Genomic DNA, 17,839 nt, shown 5'->3' with positions numbered 1-17,839 from the left:
TAAGACTGAATTCCTGCCAAGTTTTTCCTAAAGCGGATCACCTCCGTTAATCGATCTGAAATTAACGGCAGCTTTGTCGACCTTTATTTACCGGTATGAATGATCTTATTCTTGAAGGCCGAGAGCGCGTTTTTAAGCTTATCCCAGGTGGCCGCCGCTTTTTGAGTATGAATGACGTCTTTGATTCCGTCGATGGCATCGTAAAGCGGCTTATAATCTTCCTTGGCGCCATAACCCAAAATTTCAGCCAGTTTCAACTTCTCCTTGGCCGCATCGGTCAATTTCAAGATTTCGTCCCGGCTGGTTTCTTTTTTTAAATCGCTTTTATGTTCCAACTCGGATGCAGCCGTCAGCAACGCCTCGGCTTTCAGCACCGGCAACGGCATGATCTCGGTGGTTTTATCCAGCAGACTCAGAACAGCGTACAGCGCTTCCTTAGCCTCCTCCGTTTTGCCTTGATCGATCAGTTTGGCCGCCTCCTTGATGGCCGCAGGGTATGTGCCTAAAGGAATGCTTGTCGTGGTAATGCGTGCTTCGCTGACCAATTCATCCAGAAGATAACGGGCATCCTGCACCTTATGCCCTCTGAGTAAGGTATCGGCTTGATCGACCATTTTTTGGACTTGAGCGGAATCGCTGTCGAAATCATCAACCTCCGCTTCGACATTCGCGGAAATCAAATCGATCTTGGGGTACTTCGCTAACAAAATACCGAGTTTGCCGGAAACATCCTGAAGTAAGGCCGTCGCTTTTTTCGTATCGTTCGTTTGCAACGCCATTAAGGCGTGCTGCGTGCCCGTCACCGCCTCTAATGCCTCATGCTCTATTTTTTGTTGCCTTTCCGCAAGCAGTTTATTCTTTGTCGCCAGCGATTCTTTCGGCACAGACGCCGATGCAGAAGCCGCTTGGGGTGAGTCGGTTGCCGCTGAAACGCTGAATGCCATCCCGGCTGACACAACGATGGCGATCGCCGCCGTCGCGCTCGTTTTTTTCAATGCCTGTCTGTTCATGTTTTTGCCCTTTATATCGAATGATGGTTAGCACGGCAATTAGCCGATAGACATAAGCTTAAGCTCTCGATGAGGCGATCACTGCGTTTGCCGATATGATCTGAATCGGAGTGGATAGGCTTCGTGTCTTTGCATTTCGTAATACAGCAAGCCGCATGCCAAAACCATCGCATCGCTGACAACGGGATCAAGGAAAAGCTTGCCTATCCCCCTAAAGCCCGCTATTGACGCGATTGCTTAGAAATTGGCAGAGCGACTTGGACCGTAAATACCCCCCCTGTTTATTCTCTTTTCGGCCGTTTTAAATGCTTTACAGCACTCGGTATCGGTTTAATAAACTCATCCAAGGTGGTTGTTTTAAACCCATTCAATCCATAGCTCCCTTCGTTAAAGGGAGTATGGACATCCGAGTCTTTTAGGATATCTGGACAATTTTTTGGCCCCGGCGTTGCGGTGCGTAGGGATGATCCGCGTTACTGTCGCAGTGGCTCTGCGGACCTTAGCGCTCGGTTTTTTTGAGGAAGATTACGCGTGAATCGGGAACTCAGGAACAATGCTCGAAAAGGCCGTTGTTTAGGCGATTTTTTAGAAAAAATGTATCCATAATCGATTGCAAATAAATCGTTGGCTTCGGCTTCGCTCAGCCACTGGCAAAACCCTGACCGATTGACCCGGTCAGCAATAATCTCTCAAACTCCTGTGCGGAAACCGGCTTCGAAAACAAGTAACCCTGCGCATAATCGCAGCCGACGGCCGCCAGCAAGTCGCGCTGCGCCTCGGTTTCGACGCCTTCCGCGATCACTTTGATGCCCAGTCGGTGCGCCATGCTGATGATCGCATCGCACAAAACCATGTCATTCGATTGCGGGGTAATGTTGTGGACGAACGACTTGTCGATCTTGAGGTAATCGATGTCAAATTTTTTCAGGTAGGACAGCGAGGAGTAGCCGGTGCCGAAATCGTCGATCGCCACCTCGATGCCGGCATCCCGGAACTCGAGCAACCGTTTCGTGACCCGATCATTCGCGTCCAACAGCAAACTTTCGGTGATTTCGACCACGATGCTGTGCTCTCCCAGCTTGTGTTCGCGCAGATGCTCGATCCAGGATGAATTCGCGCGATTTTCAATCAAAAACTGTACCGGGGATTTGTTCACGCTGATCTGAAAATCCCGATGGTACGCGGCTTGCCAAACGGCTACCTGTTTCGCGACCTGCCTGAACACCCAATCTCCGATCTCTACAATCATGCGGGTCTCTTCGGCGATCGGCACAAAAATCTCGGGGCTGATAAAGCCCTTTTCCGGATGCCGCCAGCGCAGCAAGGCTTCGGCCTTGTGGATGCTTCCGGAGGCAAGATCGACGATCGGCTGATAGTACAGCTGCAACTGGTTGCCCGCGATTGCCGCGCGCAGATCATGCGCAATGCCTCGGCGCAGTTCGGCGGCGGCCTGCATGGCCGGAGTAAAATAATGAAAACGGTTACGGCCCTCGTTTTTAGCCGCATACATCGCATGGTCCGCGTTTTTCAGCAACGCTTCGATCGAGGTCGCGTCATTGGGGAATAGCGCGATGCCGATGCTGGCCGAGATGTAGGCCATTTCGTGTTCCAAATAAAATGGCATCGCCAATTTATCGAGAATGTTCTGCGCAATACGGCCGATGCTCTGGTCATTCTCGCAATCGTTGATGATCACGGTGAATTCGTCTCCGCCCAAACGCGCCACCATATCGGTTTCACGCACGCTCTCGCGCAGGCGTTGCGCGGCATCCTTGAGCAAACGATCGCCCATGCCGTGGCCCAACGAATCGTTGATTTCCTTGAAATGATCCAGGTCGATAAAGAAAAGCGCGGCCCGCTCGCCCTTGCGTTGGGCTTTTTTCAGATCCTGCTCCAGACGATCATGGAACATATTGCGATTCGGCAGGCCCGTCACATAATCGAAGTTCGCTTGTTTCCAGATGATGTGGTCAAGGCGCTTGATTTCCGAAATATCGCTGAATATGCCCAAATAATGCGTGATATTGCCGTTCTTGTCATAGATGACGTTGATGTTGATCCAGATCGGGAAATGCTTGCCGTCTTTATGCTTGTTCCATACTTCGCCCCGCCAACTGCCGGCCGAGCGGATCGCGTGCCACATGTTAGTGTAAAACTCGCTATCCTGGCGTCCGGACGACAACAGAGAAGGATTTTTTCCGATCACCTCCTCCGCAGGGTAGCCGGTGATATCGGAAAAAGCCCGGTTGACCGAGATGATCTGCCTGGAGGGGTCGGTTATCAGAATCCCATCCATGCTGTTCTCAAAAACCTTGCCCGCCAAAAACAGCTGGTCATTCGTCCTTTGTTGTACGAGGACGATACTGACGAGGTTGGCGGCCAATTCGAGTAATTTCTGATGAAATGCATTGGGCAGGCGGTGTTCGAAGCTTGATAATGCAAAAGACCCCAGAACTTTGCCATTCTTGGCGCGGATAGGCACTGACCAGCAGGCGCAAATGTTAAACGCTTCCGCTAAATGGCGATTATCCTGCCAGCGGGAATCGGTCAACGTATTCCTGACATAAACCGGCTGTTGTCGATAGACGGCATTGCCGCAAGAACCGGCGCCCGGCCCGGGGCGCAGGCCGTTAAGCAATCTGACGGCCTCATCCGGCACACTCGGCGCGGCGAAAACATTTAAGACCTGGCCCGCTTCGTCGAACAGCATGATCGATGCGGCCGAGTTAGACACCAGCAATTCCCCAAACAAACAGATCTGCTCGCAGATGCTGATCGCATCATGCCCTTGCGCGACCCGGCTCACAATATCTTGCTGCTGTTGCAAAATTCTGGTCTGATCCTGAACGGTCAGGTCTAAAAAGTCCGGTTGCCGGGCCTGTTTTGGCAAATCTTGTGCCGAGGACTGATTGTTTGAACTCATTAGCAGATTCTTATCGCATCAAAAACCTGGCGACCCTACCGCTTTTTCAGGGTTCACCCGCATGATTAGCCCCGTCAGTACCCACATCTGTATTGATGTGGACAGCAGCATAGTTGCAACGGGAAATAAATAATATAAGTATATATGAATATTAGAAGAAATGTGAACTGATACCCTTCGGCACGCAGTGGACAATAGCTTGATGATAGAAGGACCGTAAAATCCGCACGGGCCCACATTTTGGCTTTGGCAAAAAGCAGAGTGTTACAAAATACAAGATGCCGTGAAATTTTTCGTGCCTTTCGAGTTTTTCGTGGATATTAATCGTGCGTAACTGCGCGCGTGAAACTGTCAATTGCGGTCATCGGCGTGCAAAGCCGTACATTGCCATTATGTATGGCGCTCGCCATGCTGAAATTCTACCTACTCCACTTTTTATTATTTGCTCGCGCATCGTTCGCGCAGAGCGCTGTCTGCCTGAAAGCCGATGAAACGGCCGTCAACGATGCCGCGCGCGCCTAGGATTTCGTCAAAAACAACTTCCCTAAATGAAAGTGAATTAGCGGATAATAACACGCCATCGACAACGCAAATCCCAACAGGACATGATTGGTTACGAGCCTGCAATAGAAGTCAAAATGCAACGCCTTTTTGCGAGCCTATCCGAGAAAGATAGGCGCCGCTATGCCGGCATAGAAGCCGCCAAGCTGGGGCATGGCGGCATTGATTATATCGCCCGACTATTTGCCCTGGACCCCAAGACCATCCGCCGGGGCCAGTTGGAACTCGACGCGACCGATGACCCGGCAGCGGATCGGGTCCGAAAAAAAAGGTGGGGGCCGGAAAACGGCGCTTGAGCAATCGGCGCAGTTGGAGACTCACTTTCTCGACCTGTTGGCGGACTTCACCGCCGGCGACCCGATGCGCGAAGGCGTCTTGTGGACGAATCTGTCGTGTGGCGAAATCAGTCGGCGCTTGGGCGCGAAAGCGACGCCGGTCAGCCCGAACACGGTGCGCAAACTGTTGAAAAAACACAAATTAGGTCGGCGTAAAGCGCGCAAGAAAAAGGCGTTGGGGGCTCACCCTGACCGCAATGCCCAGTTCGAAAACATCGCCCGGCTCAAAGACGCGTATCTGAGCGCAGGCGATCCGGTGCTCAGCATCGATACCAAAAAGAAAGAACTGCTGGGCGATTTCGCCCGCGACGGTTACACCTACACGCAGGTGCCGGTCGACACCCTGGACCATGATTTTCCTAGCGTCGGCAACGGAAAATTGATCCCGCATGGGCTCTATGATTTAGCGCGGAACGAAGGCACGATACACCTCAACACCAGCCACGATACCAGCGAATTGTGCTGTGCCAGCATTGCCCAATGGTGGCAACGGCACGGCAACCGGCACTATCCCGAAGCGCGCAGGTTGCTCATCCTCTGCGATGGCGGCGGCAGTAATGCTGCCAATCGCCATGTGTTCAAGGAAGCGTTGCAGGCGCTGGCGACCCAATTGGGGCTGGAAATTCGCATTGCGCATTATCCGCCGTATTGCTCAAAACATAATCCGATTGAACATCGCCTGTTTCCGCACATCACCCGCGCCTGCCAAGGCATCGTCTTTCATTCGCTCGCCATTGCCAAGCAGTTCATGGAACAGGCAAGAACGTCCACCGGACTGAAGGTCACGGTGGAGGTGTTGGCGGGCGTTTATGAGACCGGGAAAAAATGTGCTACGGATTTCCTCGAAAACATCAGGATCGTTTTTGATAAACATCTTCCTCGTTGGAATTATCGGGCTTTTCCGTAGGAGCGTTTCGGGAAGTTATTTTTGAGCAAATCCTTAGGCTTCCTGAACACAACGATAAAAACAAGAAAAACGGCATCAACCCTGAAACCTTATTTTTTAGCGAGCCCCAAACCCGCTTATTTGAGAAATTGATTTTGTTCATGTTGCTATCCTCTGTCTTAATTCACGTTAACCGCGCTCCAGGCGGCAGCGACTGTTGCTTTTTCAGCACTCTCCAAGCCGAAAAGATCCCCTGCCGCGGCAAGAGTCGCCGCACGCGCTCCCGCATAGTTCGTCGAGGAGGTCATATAGACGGTGAGCGCCCGGTACCAGATTCTCTGCGCTGCATCCCGACCAATCCCGGTCACTGATGAGCCATTGCAGGTGGGACTTGCCGGAATCGCTGCGCTGCCTTCGGCCAGCAGATAAAAGAAATGGTTAGCCACGCCAGAGGAGTAGTGGACATCGAGACTGCCTACCGAACTGCTCCAACAGCTTGCCGATCTGCCGTCGAGACTCGGATTGTGCATATAACGAAGCGCCTTGGTTCCGCTCTTATAAAGTTTTTCACCGATTAGATAGTCGGGCCTGTCTTGAGCATTATTCGCATAGTACTCCACCATCGTGCCGAAAATATCGGAAGTGGCTTCGTTCAATCCGCCCGATTCGCCTGAGTACGTCAGGTTAGCGGTGCGCGAGGTTACGCCGTGACTCATTTCATGTCCTGCGACATCCAGCGAATCGAAAGGATTAAACGTTGTCCCATCGCCGTCGCCATAGGTCATGCAAAAGCAGCCGTCGGACCAGAAGGCATTGTTATAGTTTCTTCCATAATGCACGCGGTTAAATGCCCCCTTTCCATCATTGGCGATGCCAGTTCGACCATGCACATTCTTGAAGTAGTCCCAAGTCATCGCCGTTCCGTATTGAGCATCGACGCCAACCGTCGCTCGGTCTGTAAGCAGGAAGTTACCCCATGCATTGTCTGCATCGGCGAAGAGACTACCGCTACCTCCTTGTTTGTTTTTCATATCGACGGTGTATTGGTTACCACGAGAAGGATCTCTCAGAGAATAACTGTTGGAGCTGCTGCTATAATCCGTTGTCACCGCGACGGTTCCATTAAAAAAACTATCCCCATTCCCGTCAGAGCTGCTAGTTTCAATATCATCCCAATGATCGAGTAGCTGCGGAGCATTGGCGCCGATAATGTAATGGACTTCCGCTGGCGTTCCATCATCCTTACTACCCAACACCTTGACATCCCAAGCAAGCACAGGATCTTCATCGCGTGTATAGACGACCAGTTTACTGATAGATGAGGCATTGCGAATGCCGGTCGCATCGAACTCCATCTCAGCCAAATCGATGGCATCGGTTTCGTCCACATGGGCCTGCGTATCGACATCGATAGCATGCTTGAGGGTGTGGGAGGCCGAGATAAAGGCGCCATTGCCTCGGGAATGCACAACGACGTCGCCTCCTATCACGTTGAGCCCTTTGTATGTACGGTCAAAACGCACATGTTGCCCGCCGTCCCTGTCCACTATGACATCACGAACGAAAAACTGATCGCCAGATGATTTTTCAACCGCCTGACCATGGGCCTTGATATGGCCTAGTGCGCGTTTTACCGGATCATGGTTGCTGACGGCCCAGGCTGCAGTAGCATATCCCGTTGTCAGGGTTATCATCATTGAGACAAATAATTTCTTGAGTTTCATAAGTAAATTCCTCAAATAAAATGATTGACTTAGCCTCGATCCCTGAAAATTTTTACTAAAACATTAAGTCATTACCCATACCGCCGATCCATCTCAAAACGTAAGGCACTATGCTTTGGTCTTTTTTGCACTCCAAGCGCAGTACTAGCCGCAATCTTCTTAATGCATTATTAAGCTACACCTATAGGCTATGAAAATATATGGTCCTTATGTACTACTTAATTGATACATCCCACCGCCTTCATCTCGGCATCATCCCAACCGTTAATCATGACTAAGGCATTTCAAGATACTCATCAGGATTTGAGAGGAAACGCAAACCTAACAATCATCATAAGCCTCTAAAATCCAAAACAGCTCAGCACGCTACACCGTGGAACAGGCGAGAAGACTTGCGAATGGAGATTGGATGGAGCGAGATAACCCTTCCCTGCTGAAGCCGTGGGCCGGGAATTTTACGAAGTTAGAGCGAGAGCGAAGTCAAATACGAGGCCATCCTGCACGGCGCCAAGTCATTGTGCTGGCATAGCAAAAAAGGGTAACTTCGTGGCGGACAGGACGTACGCGGGTCGCCGAAGGCGAGGCGAACAGCTTACTTTTCATTGCTGAAGCCGGCAGATCTCTTTTCAGCATTCGCGAAAAATGCTAGCCAGAGATAAGAGATGTCAAATGCTTACCGTCTTAATACCGCGAAGAAGGCCAAGAGAAAGCAACGGGATTTTATATATGAGACGAACCACCTGCAGGTGGCTCGTCAGTGAATCCGCTTTGCGCAGTTCAGATAATCATACCTCCAGCTTTGCCGGAGGTGTTTGACTTGAGCTTGAAATAGTTAGCTTACCTTCCCATGGCACTGCTTATACTTCTTGCCTGAACCGCAAGGGCATAAATCATTCCGGCCGACCTTATCGCCGTAACGAACGAACGGCTGTGCAGCCAGTGGGTCGTTTTCAGCCTCTTCAGGTTCCTGCTCGGCCGCATCCAGAGATGGCGCCTCGGCATGTTCGAAATGCAATTCCTTCGGCGCCTGCGCTTGTCTTTGTGCATCGATGGCTTCGACATCTTCTTCCTGTCTGACCTGCACCTTGCACAATATAGTGATCACTTCGTATTTGATGTGATCGAGCAGATGCGTGAACATTTCGAACGCTTCGCGCTTATATTCCTGCTTCGGATCTTTCTGCGCGTAGCCACGGAAATGAATGCCCTGACGCAGGTAGTCCATCGCCGCCAGATGCTCCTTCCAGCTGTTGTCCAGCACTTGCAACATCACCGATTTTTCGAAATGCTGCATGACGCCCTGAGTGATCTTCTTTTCCTTGTCCTTATGCGCCTGCTCCATCGCCTCGACGATGCGCGCGCGCAGCGACTCTTCCTGCAGTTTACGATCCTCGTCGAGCATTTTCCGAATCTGAACCTCGACATGGAATTCCTGCTGGATATGCTCCTCGAGCCCGGCGATATCCCATTGCTCTTCCATCGAACGCGGCGGGATGTATTGAGTGATCACATTGTTGATCACATCTTTCCGGATCGCGGTGATGATGTCTGAGATTTCTTCGGCCGCCATCAGCTCGTTGCGCTGCGAGTAAACGACTTTGCGTTGATCGTTCGCGACATCGTCGTAAGCCAGAATTTCCTTACGGATATCGAAGTTGCGCGCTTCGACCTTGCGCTGTGCGTTTTCGATCGCCCGGGTCACCCACGGATGCTCGATAGCTTCGCCGTTGCCCATGCCGAGCTTGGCCATCAAGGCCGCAACGCGGTCGGAAGCGAAGATACGCATCAGATCGTCTTCGAGCGCCAGATAGAAGCGCGTAGATCCCGGATCGCCCTGACGGCCGGAACGGCCTCTGAGCTGGTTGTCGATACGCCGCGATTCGTGGCGCTCCGAGCCGATCACATGCAGACCGCCGCTCGCAATCACCTCATTATGGCGATCCAGCCAGACGCCGCGCACATGCGCTTTTTCTTCGTCGGTCGCATCGGGGCCCAAGACTTTCAGCTCGGCGTCCAGATTGCCGCCGAGCACGATGTCGGTACCACGGCCCGCCATATTGGTCGCGATCGTAACCGCGCCGGGCTTGCCGGCCTGTTCGATGATATGCGCTTCGCGTTCATGCTGCTTCGCATTCAACACTTCATGCGGAATGCCTTGTTGTTGCAACAAGGAGGAAAGCAGCTCCGAATTTTCGATCGAGGTGGTGCCGACCAGAACCGGCTGTTGGCGTTCGACACAGCGTTTGATGTCTTCGGCAACCGCCTGGTATTTTTCCGCGGCGGTCAAATAAACCAGATCGCCCATATCCTTGCGGATCAACGGCCGGTGTGTCGGAATCACGACCACTTCGAGTCCGTAAATTTTGTTCAGCTCGAACGCTTCGGTGTCGGCGGTGCCGGTCATACCGGAGAGCTTGTGGTAAAGCCGGAAATAGTTTTGGAAGGTGATCGACGCCAGCGTCTGGTTCTCGCTTTGGATCGGTACATGCTCCTTGGCCTCGACCGCCTGATGCAGGCCTTCGGACCAGCGCCGGCCCGGCATGATGCGGCCGGTGAATTCATCGACGATGATCACCTGATTGCTCTGCACGATGTAATGCACGTCCTTTTTAAACAGCACATGGGCGCGCAACGAGGCGCTCAGATAATGCATCAGACGGATATTCGAGGCGTCGTAAAGACTGCTGTCCTCGACCATCAGGCCGTGCTCGACCATCAGCCGTTCGACGCGTTCATGGCCTTCCTCGGTCAGATGCACCTGACGCGTTTTTTCATCGAGCGAAAAATCGCCGGGCTCACCTTCTTTTTCCTGTTTGGTCAGGAAAGGGATGATCGCATTGGCCTTCATATAGATTTCGGAGCTTTCTTCGGAAGGCCCGGAAATGATCAGCGGCGTCCGCGCCTCGTCGATCAGGATCGAATCGACCTCGTCGACGATCGCAAAATGCAGTTCGCGCTGGACTTTTTCTTCGAGACTGAACGCCATGTTGTCGCGCAGATAATCGAAGCCGAATTCGTTGTTGGTGCCGTAAGTGATGTCGCAGGAATACGAATGACGGCGGACGTCATAATCCATCTGGCTGATGATCACGCCGGTGGTCATGCCCAGGAATTCGTACAGCCGCCCCATCCATTCGGCGTCGCGGCGCGCCAGGTAATCGTTCACGGTGACCACATGCACGCCGCGTCCCGGCAATGCATTCAGGTAAGCCGCCAACGTCGCCATCAACGTCTTGCCTTCGCCGGTCTTCATTTCGGCGATCTTGCCGTCATGCAGGATCATGCCGCCGATCAACTGCACGTCGTAATGGCGCATGCCGAAGACCCGCGACGACGCTTCCCGAACCGTCGCGAAGGCTTCCGGAATCAGGTTGTCGAGCTTTTCGCCCTGTGTAAGCCGGTCGCGAAATTCCTGTGTTTTCGCCTTTAAATCTTGATCCGACAGTTTTTCATACTCAGAAGATAAATCATTGATCCTTTTGACCAACTTTCTTTTCTTTTTAATCAGCCTGTCGTTTCGGCTCCCTACAACAAATTTGACCAGCTTACCCAGCATGTTATTTCCGAAATTTAGTAATTGTGAATCAAAAACCCTGATTATAACCTTTTTGCCGTTTTTTTTATAGCAATGGGGATTACCCATCGGCAACGAAGGCGATCGGCTTGCGCTAAAAACAACTGCCGTAATCCAACAGCAGTTCCTCGCAATTGAAGAAGAGACGCGGATATTCGGCGCGGATGTACAGTTTCAAGGCGTACTCCAAAAACACGGCGACCGTGATGAAACGCGCGCCGGCGCCCTGCCAACGGAAGCGGGCATTCGGCGAACAGCGCCAGATCGACACCGTCCACCAGATGATCGGCAGCAGCAGGACAAAATGCACGTCATCCCAGCTCGACACGGTCAACTGTCCCGATTTGACCAGCCAATCCGCGCTGAACAACGCGGCATTCAACACCCCGAAGAACGGCCAAAATACGGTGCTTAGCCCCTGCCCGCCTACCCAGCACGAAAACAAATAATTATCGAAAGACAATGGCCGAAACGCGCCCTCCGGGGTAGGCGCCAGAACCCACACGATCACAAACAGCCCGGCCATGATAAACAAGGCCTCGGCCGGGCTCAATAAATTGATCTGATTGAACAGGATAGACAACGAATAAATAAACATGATGAACGTATGCAATGCCGCAATCAATCCGGCGCGTAATCCCAAATCAGCACTACCCGAACCGGTACCCGTATGTAATAATACTCCATTTAATTAAGCGGCACTTCGTTAAACCACGACAGCACGGGACATAGGCAATGGACGAAAACAAAAAGAAAGCGCTCGGCGCGGCATTGATGCAGATCGAGAAGCAGTTCGGCAAGGGCTCTGTGATGCGGATGGGTGATGTGGCGGCGTCTCGGGACATCGAGGTCGTTTCGACCGGCTCTTTGGGGCTGGACATTGCGCTTGGCTGCGGCGGCTTGCCGCGCGGACGGATCGTCGAAATCTACGGGCCGGAATCATCCGGCAAAACCACGCTGACCTTGCAGGTGATCGCCGAAGTGCAAAAACTCGGCGGCACGGCCGCGTTCGTCGATGCCGAACACGCGCTGGACCCGGGTTATGCCGAAAAAATCGGCGTGAATGTCGATGACCTCCTGGTTTCGCAGCCTGATACCGGCGAGCAGGCGCTCGAAATCACCGACATGCTGGTGCGCTCCGGCGCGGTGGACATCGTCGTGGTCGATTCGGTCGCGGCGCTGACGCCGAAGGCCGAGATCGAAGGCGACATGGGCGATTCGCACATGGGCCTGCAGGCGCGGCTGATGTCGCAGGCGTTGCGCAAACTGACCGCGAACATCAAGCGTTCGAATACGCTGGTAATCTTCATCAACCAGATCCGAATGAAGATCGGCGTGATGTTCGGCAACCCCGAAACCACGACCGGCGGCAACGCGCTGAAGTTTTACGCATCGGTACGGCTCGATATTCGCCGGATCGGCTCGGTCAAGAAGGGCGAAGAAATAATCGGCAACGAGACGCGCGTGAAGGTCGTCAAGAACAAGGTCGCGCCGCCGTTCAAGCAGGCCGAATTCGAGATTCTGTACGGCGAAGGCATTTCTTTCTTTGGCGAGTTAGTCGATCTCGGCGTCAATTTCGGGTTCATCCAGAAAGCCGGCTCCTGGTACAGCTATGGCGATGAAAAGATCGGCCAGGGCAAGGACAACGCGAAGCTGTATCTGAAAGAGCATCCGGACAAGGCCAGCGAAATCGAAGCGAAAATACGCGCGGAAGCCTTCGGCAAGACGCTGCCGGTTTCGGCTAAGCCCGAACTCGACGACGATTGAAGCCTGCGCTCTGACTTTACGTGGATCAGGCGGACGCCAAAATCAGGGCTGAATGCTTGCGCCTGTTGACCGGACGCGAGCACAGCCGAAAAGAATTGCTGCAAAAACTGGCCGTCAAAGGCTTTGCCAAGGAAAGCATCGAGCCGATCCTGGAAGAATTGAGCGCAGAGAACTGGCAAAGCGATGCGCGTTACGCGGAAAGCTATGCGCGTTCGCGGATCCTGAAAGGTTACGGCCCGACTTTTATCGCCTATGAACTGCGTCAACACGGCATCGATCTCGGCAAGACTCCCCTGTTTGATCTCGAAGCGCTCGCCGAATCGGTCGCCGGCGGCTGGATGGCGCTTTTGCAGCAGATTTATAGTAAGAAGTACGGCAACGACCCGATTCCGAATCGGAATGAATGGGCGAAACGCAGCCGGTTTTTGTTACAGCGCGGCTTTACCAACGCAATGATTGCCGATTTATTGAAAAACATCTCGAACACTTTTTAGCCTTTTAACCGCATAACCTATGAAAAAGTTGACCAGCGCAGAACTGCGCTCCGCCTTCCTGGAATTTTTCCGCCAACGCGGACATACGATCGAGCCGTCCAGTTCGCTGATTCCCGGCAACGACCCTACCCTGTTGTTCACGAACGCCGGCATGGTGCAGTACAAGGATGTGTTTTTGGGACGCGAGCAACGCGACTTTACCCGCGCGGCGACCAGCCAGCGCTGCGTGCGCGCCGGCGGCAAGCATAACGACCTGGAGAACGTCGGCTATACCGCAAGGCATCATACCTTTTTCGAAATGCTCGGCAACTTCAGTTTCGGCGATTATTTCAAGAAGGATGCGATTCATTTCGCCTGGGAATTCTTGACCCAGGAAATGGAGATCCCGCCGCAAAAATTATGGGTGACCGTGTTCGAAGAAGACAGCGAAGCCGAAAGCATCTGGCTGAACGATGTCGGCGTCGACCCTAAGCGCTTTTCACGAATCGGCGCAAAAGACAATTTCTGGTCGATGGGCGACACCGGCCCCTGCGGCCCGTGCAGCGAAATCTTCTACGACCACGGCGAATCGATTCCGGGCGGCCCTCCGGGCTCTCCCGATGAGGAAGGCGACCGCTACATCGAGATCTGGAACCTGGTATTCATGCAGTACGACCGCTCCGCCGACGGCACCCTGACGTCGCTGCCGAAGCCTTCGGTCGATACCGGCATGGGGCTGGAACGGATCGCGGCGGTCTCGCAAGGCGTGCACAGCAATTACGAAATCGACCTATTCCAGAAGCTGCTGAAGGCGGCGGCAAAACTGGCCGGCATCGACGACTTGAACCAAAGCTCGCTGCGGGTGATCGCGGACCATATCCGCTCCTGCGCGTTCCTGATTACCGACGGCGTACTGCCTTCGAACGAAGGCCGCGGCTATGTGCTGCGCCGGATCATCCGCCGCGCGATTCGTCACGGCTACCGGCTCGGCATTCACGACGTCTTCTTCTATCAACTGGTCGCGCCGCTGGTCGAGGCGATGGGCGATGCCTACCCCGAATTGAAAAACTCGCAGGCGCAGGTCGAAAGAATCCTGAAAAAAGAGGAAGAACGCTTCGCCGAAACTTTGGGACAAGGCATGAAGATACTCGAAGCCTGCGTCGCCAAGCTCGAAGGCAAGGTGATTCCGGGCGACACCGTGTTCCAGCTTTACGACACCTACGGCTTCCCGGTCGATCTGACCGCCGATTTCGCGCGCGAACACGACTTGTCTGTCGATCATGAAGGCTTCGAAGCGGCGATGACCGCGCAACGCGATCGCGCGCGGTCGGCCAGCCATTTCGGAAGCGACTACGACCAGGACATCAAGCTCGATGTCGAAACCGAATTTACCGGCTACGACCATCTTGCCGATCAATCTCATATCGTCGCGCTGTACGCCCAGGGCCAGCCCGTCGAAACCTTGCAGGCCGGCCAGGAAGGTGTGATCGTACTGGATAAGACGCCGTTTTACGCCGAATCCGGCGGACAAGTCGGCGATAAGGGCAGAATTACCGTGAACGGCGCGGTATTCGAAGTGACCGACACCCAAAAACAGGGCGGCAATCTGTTCCTGCACAAGGGCAAAGTCATCTCCGGCGCATTCACCCAAGGCCAGGACTGCGCGGCCCATGTCGATGCGAATGAACGCAAAGCGACCGAGTTGAATCACTCCGCGACACATATCCTGCATGCGGCTCTGCGTCAGATTCTGGGCGACCATGTCGCGCAAAAAGGCTCGCTGGTTAATCCCGAGCGCCTGCGTTTCGACTTCTCGCATTTCGAGCCGGTCACGACCGAGGAAATCGCCGAGCTGGAACGGATCGTGAACGAACAAATCCGCCTGAATACGCCGGTCACCGCCGACATCATGGCGAAGGACGATGCGGTCAAGGCCGGCGCGATGGCCTTGTTCGGCGAAAAATACGGCGCGGAAGTGCGCGTTTTGAAGATCGGCGAGTTTTCGACCGAACTGTGCGGCGGCACCCACGTCGAGCGCGCCGGCGACATCGGCTGCTTCAAGATCATCGGCGAAACCGGCGTTGCGGCCGGCGTCCGCCGTATCGAGGCGGTCACCGGTCAAGGCTGCATCGACTGGATTGCGAGCCGCGACAAGGCGCTCGCCTCGATTTCCGGATTATTGAAGAGCTCACCGGACAAAGCGGCCGAAAAGGTCGAACAATTGCTCGAAAAGACCCGCTCCCTGGAAAAACAGCTTGAGCGTCTGAACGCGAAACTGGCCAGTTCGGCCGGCGACGAACTCAGTTCCGGCGCGGTCGAAGTCAACGGCATCAAGGTGCTGGCGGTTAAGCTCGACGGCGTCGATCCGAAATCTCTGCGCGATCTGGTCGACCAGTTGAAAAACAAGCTCGGCAGTTCAGCGATCGTGCTCGCGACCGTTGAAGGCGACAAGGTCAGCCTGATCGCGGGCGTCTCGAAGGATCAGGTCGGACGCGTCAAGGCCGGCGATCTGGTCAATTTCGTCGCGACCCAGGTCGGCGGCAAAGGCGGCGGCCGCCCCGACATGGCGCAGGCGGGCGGCAACGATCCGACCGGATTGGCCAAGGCCCTGGCCGGGGTTCCGGCCTGGGTGCAAGAGCAGACGGCAGGTTGATACAGGCGGGCGGCGATTTTCCGCCCACCGGAACGGCATGGAAGTTCAATCATGATGCGTGATGATATTATCGATACATTGCAGTATATTTCTGCGTGAGCAACTAACACACCTAAGAGATTTTAAAACATGCCAATCTCCATTGATCTCAATTCAGAAACCGAACGGCGGCTTGATTTTTTGGTGACACAAACCGGGCGTTCAAAAGCGGATTATTTGCGGGAAATTATTGAAAACGGCCTTGATGATCTGGAAGATTATTATCTGGCAGCGGAAGTGCTGGAAAAGGTGAGGAGCGGTGCGGAAAAAGTCCATTCGGCCAGCGACATAAGGAAAGAACTTGGTTTGGGTGATTAGCTACGCCGATTCAGCGAAGCAACAACTCCGCAAGCTGGACAAGCAGGCCGCAAAAGCCATTCTCGATTATTTGGAACAGCGTGTTGCCAATATGGATAATCCACGCAGTTCCGGCAAGGCATTGACGGGGCCTTTAGGCGGTTTATGGCGTTACCGCGTCATGGATTATCGGATCATTTGCGAGATACAAGACAGCGAATTACGTATTCTTGTCTTGACGGTTGGCAATAGAAAAAGCGTTTATAAATCAAAATAACATTAAACAGGTAAAAAATGGCACTGTATGTGTTTAAATTCGGCGGCACCTCGGTCGGCTCGGTCGAGCGGATCAAGGCCGTTGCCGAAAAGGTAAAAAAATCGCACGACCAGGGCGATCAGATCGTCGTCGTGGTATCGGCGATGAGCGGCGAAACCAATCGCCTGATCGGACTGGCGAAGGACATTCAGCAGCAGCCGAATGAGCGCGAGCTCGACATGCTGGTCTCGACCGGAGAACAGGTCACCGTCGCCCTGCTCGCAATGGCGCTCGAAGAAGTCGGCTGCCCCGCGTTTTCATTCACCGGCGGCCAGGTCAAGATTCTAACCGACAGCAGCCATACCAAGGCGCGGATTCGCGACATCGACGACAGCCGGATGCGGGCAAAGTTGAATCAGGGCAAGGTCGTCGTGGTCGCAGGATTCCAGGGCGTCGATGAAGAGGACAACATCACGACCCTGGGCCGAGGCGGCTCCGACACCACCGCAGTCGCCCTGGCGGCGGCGTTGAAAGCCGACGAATGCCTGATCTATACCGATGTCGACGGCGTGTACACGACCGACCCTCGCGTCGAACCGAAGGCGCGCCGGCTTGAGCGGATCACCTTCGAAGAGATGCTCGAAATGGCCAGCCTCGGCTCGAAAGTGTTGCAGATTCGTTCGGTCGAGTTCGCCGGCAAGTATAACGTGGCATTACGCGTATTATCATCATTTACAGAAGGTAACGGCACGCTGATTACCTATGAGGACACACAAATGGAAAGCGCATTGATTTCAGGCATCGCCTTCAACCGGGACGAAGCGAAACTCACGATCACCGGGGTACCGGACAAGCCGGGCGTCGCCTCCAAAATCCTCGGCCCGATCGCCGATCTGAATATCGAAATCGACATGATCGTGCAAAACATCGCCGAAGACGAAACGACCGATTTCACCTTCACCGTGCACCGGAACGATTTTCAGCGCGCGAAGGCCTCGCTCGAAAAAACCTGCGCGGAACTCGGCGCGAAAAAAGTCACCGCCGATGACAATATCGTCAAGATTTCGATCGTCGGCGTCGGCATGCGCTCGCACGCGGGCATCGCGAACACGATGTTCCAGACGCTGGCGGCCGAAGGCATCAACATCAAGATGATCTCGACCTCCGAAATCAAGATCTCGGTCGTCGTCGACGAGAAATATCTGGAACTGGCGGTCCGGGCGCTGCACGCGGCGTTCAAGCTGGATCAGGCGGCGTAAGTCAGAGTGTTATTCCGGCTCCGTTTCACCATGAAGCGGAGCCGTTATTTATTGGGTGTCGGCCTTTGATTTCCGAATGTCC

At 53.8% G+C, this 17,839-nt stretch carries 14 protein-coding genes; 9 read left to right on the top strand and 5 right to left on the bottom strand.

Annotated elements, in window-relative coordinates:
- Window positions 1–83: 83 nt before the first annotated feature.
- Window positions 84–1,010: a YfdX family protein gene (locus METLA_RS0103595; RefSeq protein WP_024297252.1), complete on the bottom strand. Its 927-nt coding sequence runs from the start codon at window positions 1,008–1,010 to the stop codon at window positions 84–86.
- Between the two features lie 640 nt (window positions 1,011–1,650).
- Window positions 1,651–3,933, bottom strand: coding sequence for a bifunctional diguanylate cyclase/phosphodiesterase (locus METLA_RS0103590; protein WP_024297251.1), 2,283 nt, complete (start codon window positions 3,931–3,933; stop codon window positions 1,651–1,653).
- 342 nt (window positions 3,934–4,275) lie between these two features.
- On the opposite strand from METLA_RS0103590, the gene METLA_RS22435 reads away from it, so the two are divergent.
- The 3 genes from METLA_RS22435 to METLA_RS0103575 all read left to right on the top strand — a co-directional run bounded on the left by METLA_RS22435 (window position 4,276) and on the right by METLA_RS0103575 (window position 5,736).
- Window positions 4,276–4,455 (top strand): hypothetical protein, encoded by a 180-nt coding sequence (locus METLA_RS22435; protein WP_152539361.1) that lies wholly within the window; start codon window positions 4,276–4,278, stop codon window positions 4,453–4,455.
- A gap of 83 nt (window positions 4,456–4,538) precedes the next feature.
- The gene (locus METLA_RS23125) at window positions 4,539–4,790 is read left to right on the top strand and encodes a hypothetical protein (protein ID WP_029646383.1); all 252 of its coding nucleotides are present in this window, start codon (window positions 4,539–4,541) and stop codon (window positions 4,788–4,790) included.
- Window positions 4,732–5,736, top strand: a complete 1,005-nt coding sequence (locus METLA_RS0103575; RefSeq protein ID WP_198408442.1) for an ISAzo13 family transposase — start codon at window positions 4,732–4,734, stop codon at window positions 5,734–5,736. The genes METLA_RS23125 and METLA_RS0103575 overlap by 59 nt, the downstream gene beginning before the upstream one ends.
- A gap of 158 nt (window positions 5,737–5,894) precedes the next feature.
- Here METLA_RS0103575 and METLA_RS0103570 read toward each other — a convergent pair whose 3' ends face one another.
- The 3 genes from METLA_RS0103570 to METLA_RS0103560 all read right to left on the bottom strand — a co-directional run bounded on the left by METLA_RS0103570 (window position 5,895) and on the right by METLA_RS0103560 (window position 11,611).
- On the bottom strand, window positions 5,895–7,439 hold the full coding sequence (locus tag METLA_RS0103570) for a M4 family metallopeptidase (RefSeq protein ID WP_024297248.1): 1,545 nt from the start codon (window positions 7,437–7,439) through the stop codon (window positions 5,895–5,897).
- 832 nt (window positions 7,440–8,271) lie between these two features.
- Window positions 8,272–10,995 (bottom strand): preprotein translocase subunit SecA, encoded by a 2,724-nt coding sequence (secA, locus tag METLA_RS0103565; protein WP_024297247.1) that lies wholly within the window; start codon window positions 10,993–10,995, stop codon window positions 8,272–8,274.
- 112 nt (window positions 10,996–11,107) lie between these two features.
- On the bottom strand, window positions 11,108–11,611 hold the full coding sequence (locus METLA_RS0103560) for a hypothetical protein (RefSeq protein ID WP_024297246.1): 504 nt from the start codon (window positions 11,609–11,611) through the stop codon (window positions 11,108–11,110).
- A gap of 137 nt (window positions 11,612–11,748) precedes the next feature.
- On the opposite strand from METLA_RS0103560, the gene recA reads away from it, so the two are divergent.
- From recA to METLA_RS0103530, 6 genes are all read left to right on the top strand, one after another.
- On the top strand, window positions 11,749–12,780 hold the full coding sequence (gene recA, locus METLA_RS0103555) for a recombinase RecA (RefSeq protein ID WP_024297245.1): 1,032 nt from the start codon (window positions 11,749–11,751) through the stop codon (window positions 12,778–12,780).
- Window positions 12,781–12,800: 20 nt separating this feature from the next.
- Window positions 12,801–13,274 (top strand): regulatory protein RecX, encoded by a 474-nt coding sequence (locus METLA_RS0103550; protein WP_024297244.1) that lies wholly within the window; start codon window positions 12,801–12,803, stop codon window positions 13,272–13,274.
- Window positions 13,275–13,293: 19 nt separating this feature from the next.
- Window positions 13,294–15,906, top strand: coding sequence for an alanine--tRNA ligase (alaS, locus tag METLA_RS0103545; protein ID WP_024297243.1), 2,613 nt, complete (start codon window positions 13,294–13,296; stop codon window positions 15,904–15,906).
- Window positions 15,907–16,035: 129 nt separating this feature from the next.
- Window positions 16,036–16,263, top strand: a complete 228-nt coding sequence (gene relB, locus METLA_RS0103540) for a type II toxin-antitoxin system RelB family antitoxin (RefSeq protein ID WP_024297242.1) — start codon at window positions 16,036–16,038, stop codon at window positions 16,261–16,263.
- Window positions 16,256–16,519 (top strand): type II toxin-antitoxin system RelE family toxin, encoded by a 264-nt coding sequence (locus METLA_RS0103535; RefSeq protein WP_342665893.1) that lies wholly within the window; start codon window positions 16,256–16,258, stop codon window positions 16,517–16,519. The genes relB and METLA_RS0103535 overlap by 8 nt, the downstream gene beginning before the upstream one ends.
- 17 nt (window positions 16,520–16,536) lie before the next feature.
- A complete protein-coding gene (locus METLA_RS0103530) occupies window positions 16,537–17,757 on the top strand; it encodes an aspartate kinase (RefSeq protein ID WP_024297240.1) in 1,221 nt (406 codons plus the stop codon).
- The last annotated feature ends 82 nt before the right edge of the window (window positions 17,758–17,839 follow it).

This window comes from Methylomicrobium lacus LW14 (genome assembly GCF_000527095.1).
Classification (GTDB): Bacteria; Pseudomonadota; Gammaproteobacteria; order Methylococcales; family Methylomonadaceae; genus Methylomicrobium; species Methylomicrobium lacus.
This window is presented reverse-complemented; position numbering and strand designations above follow the sequence as displayed.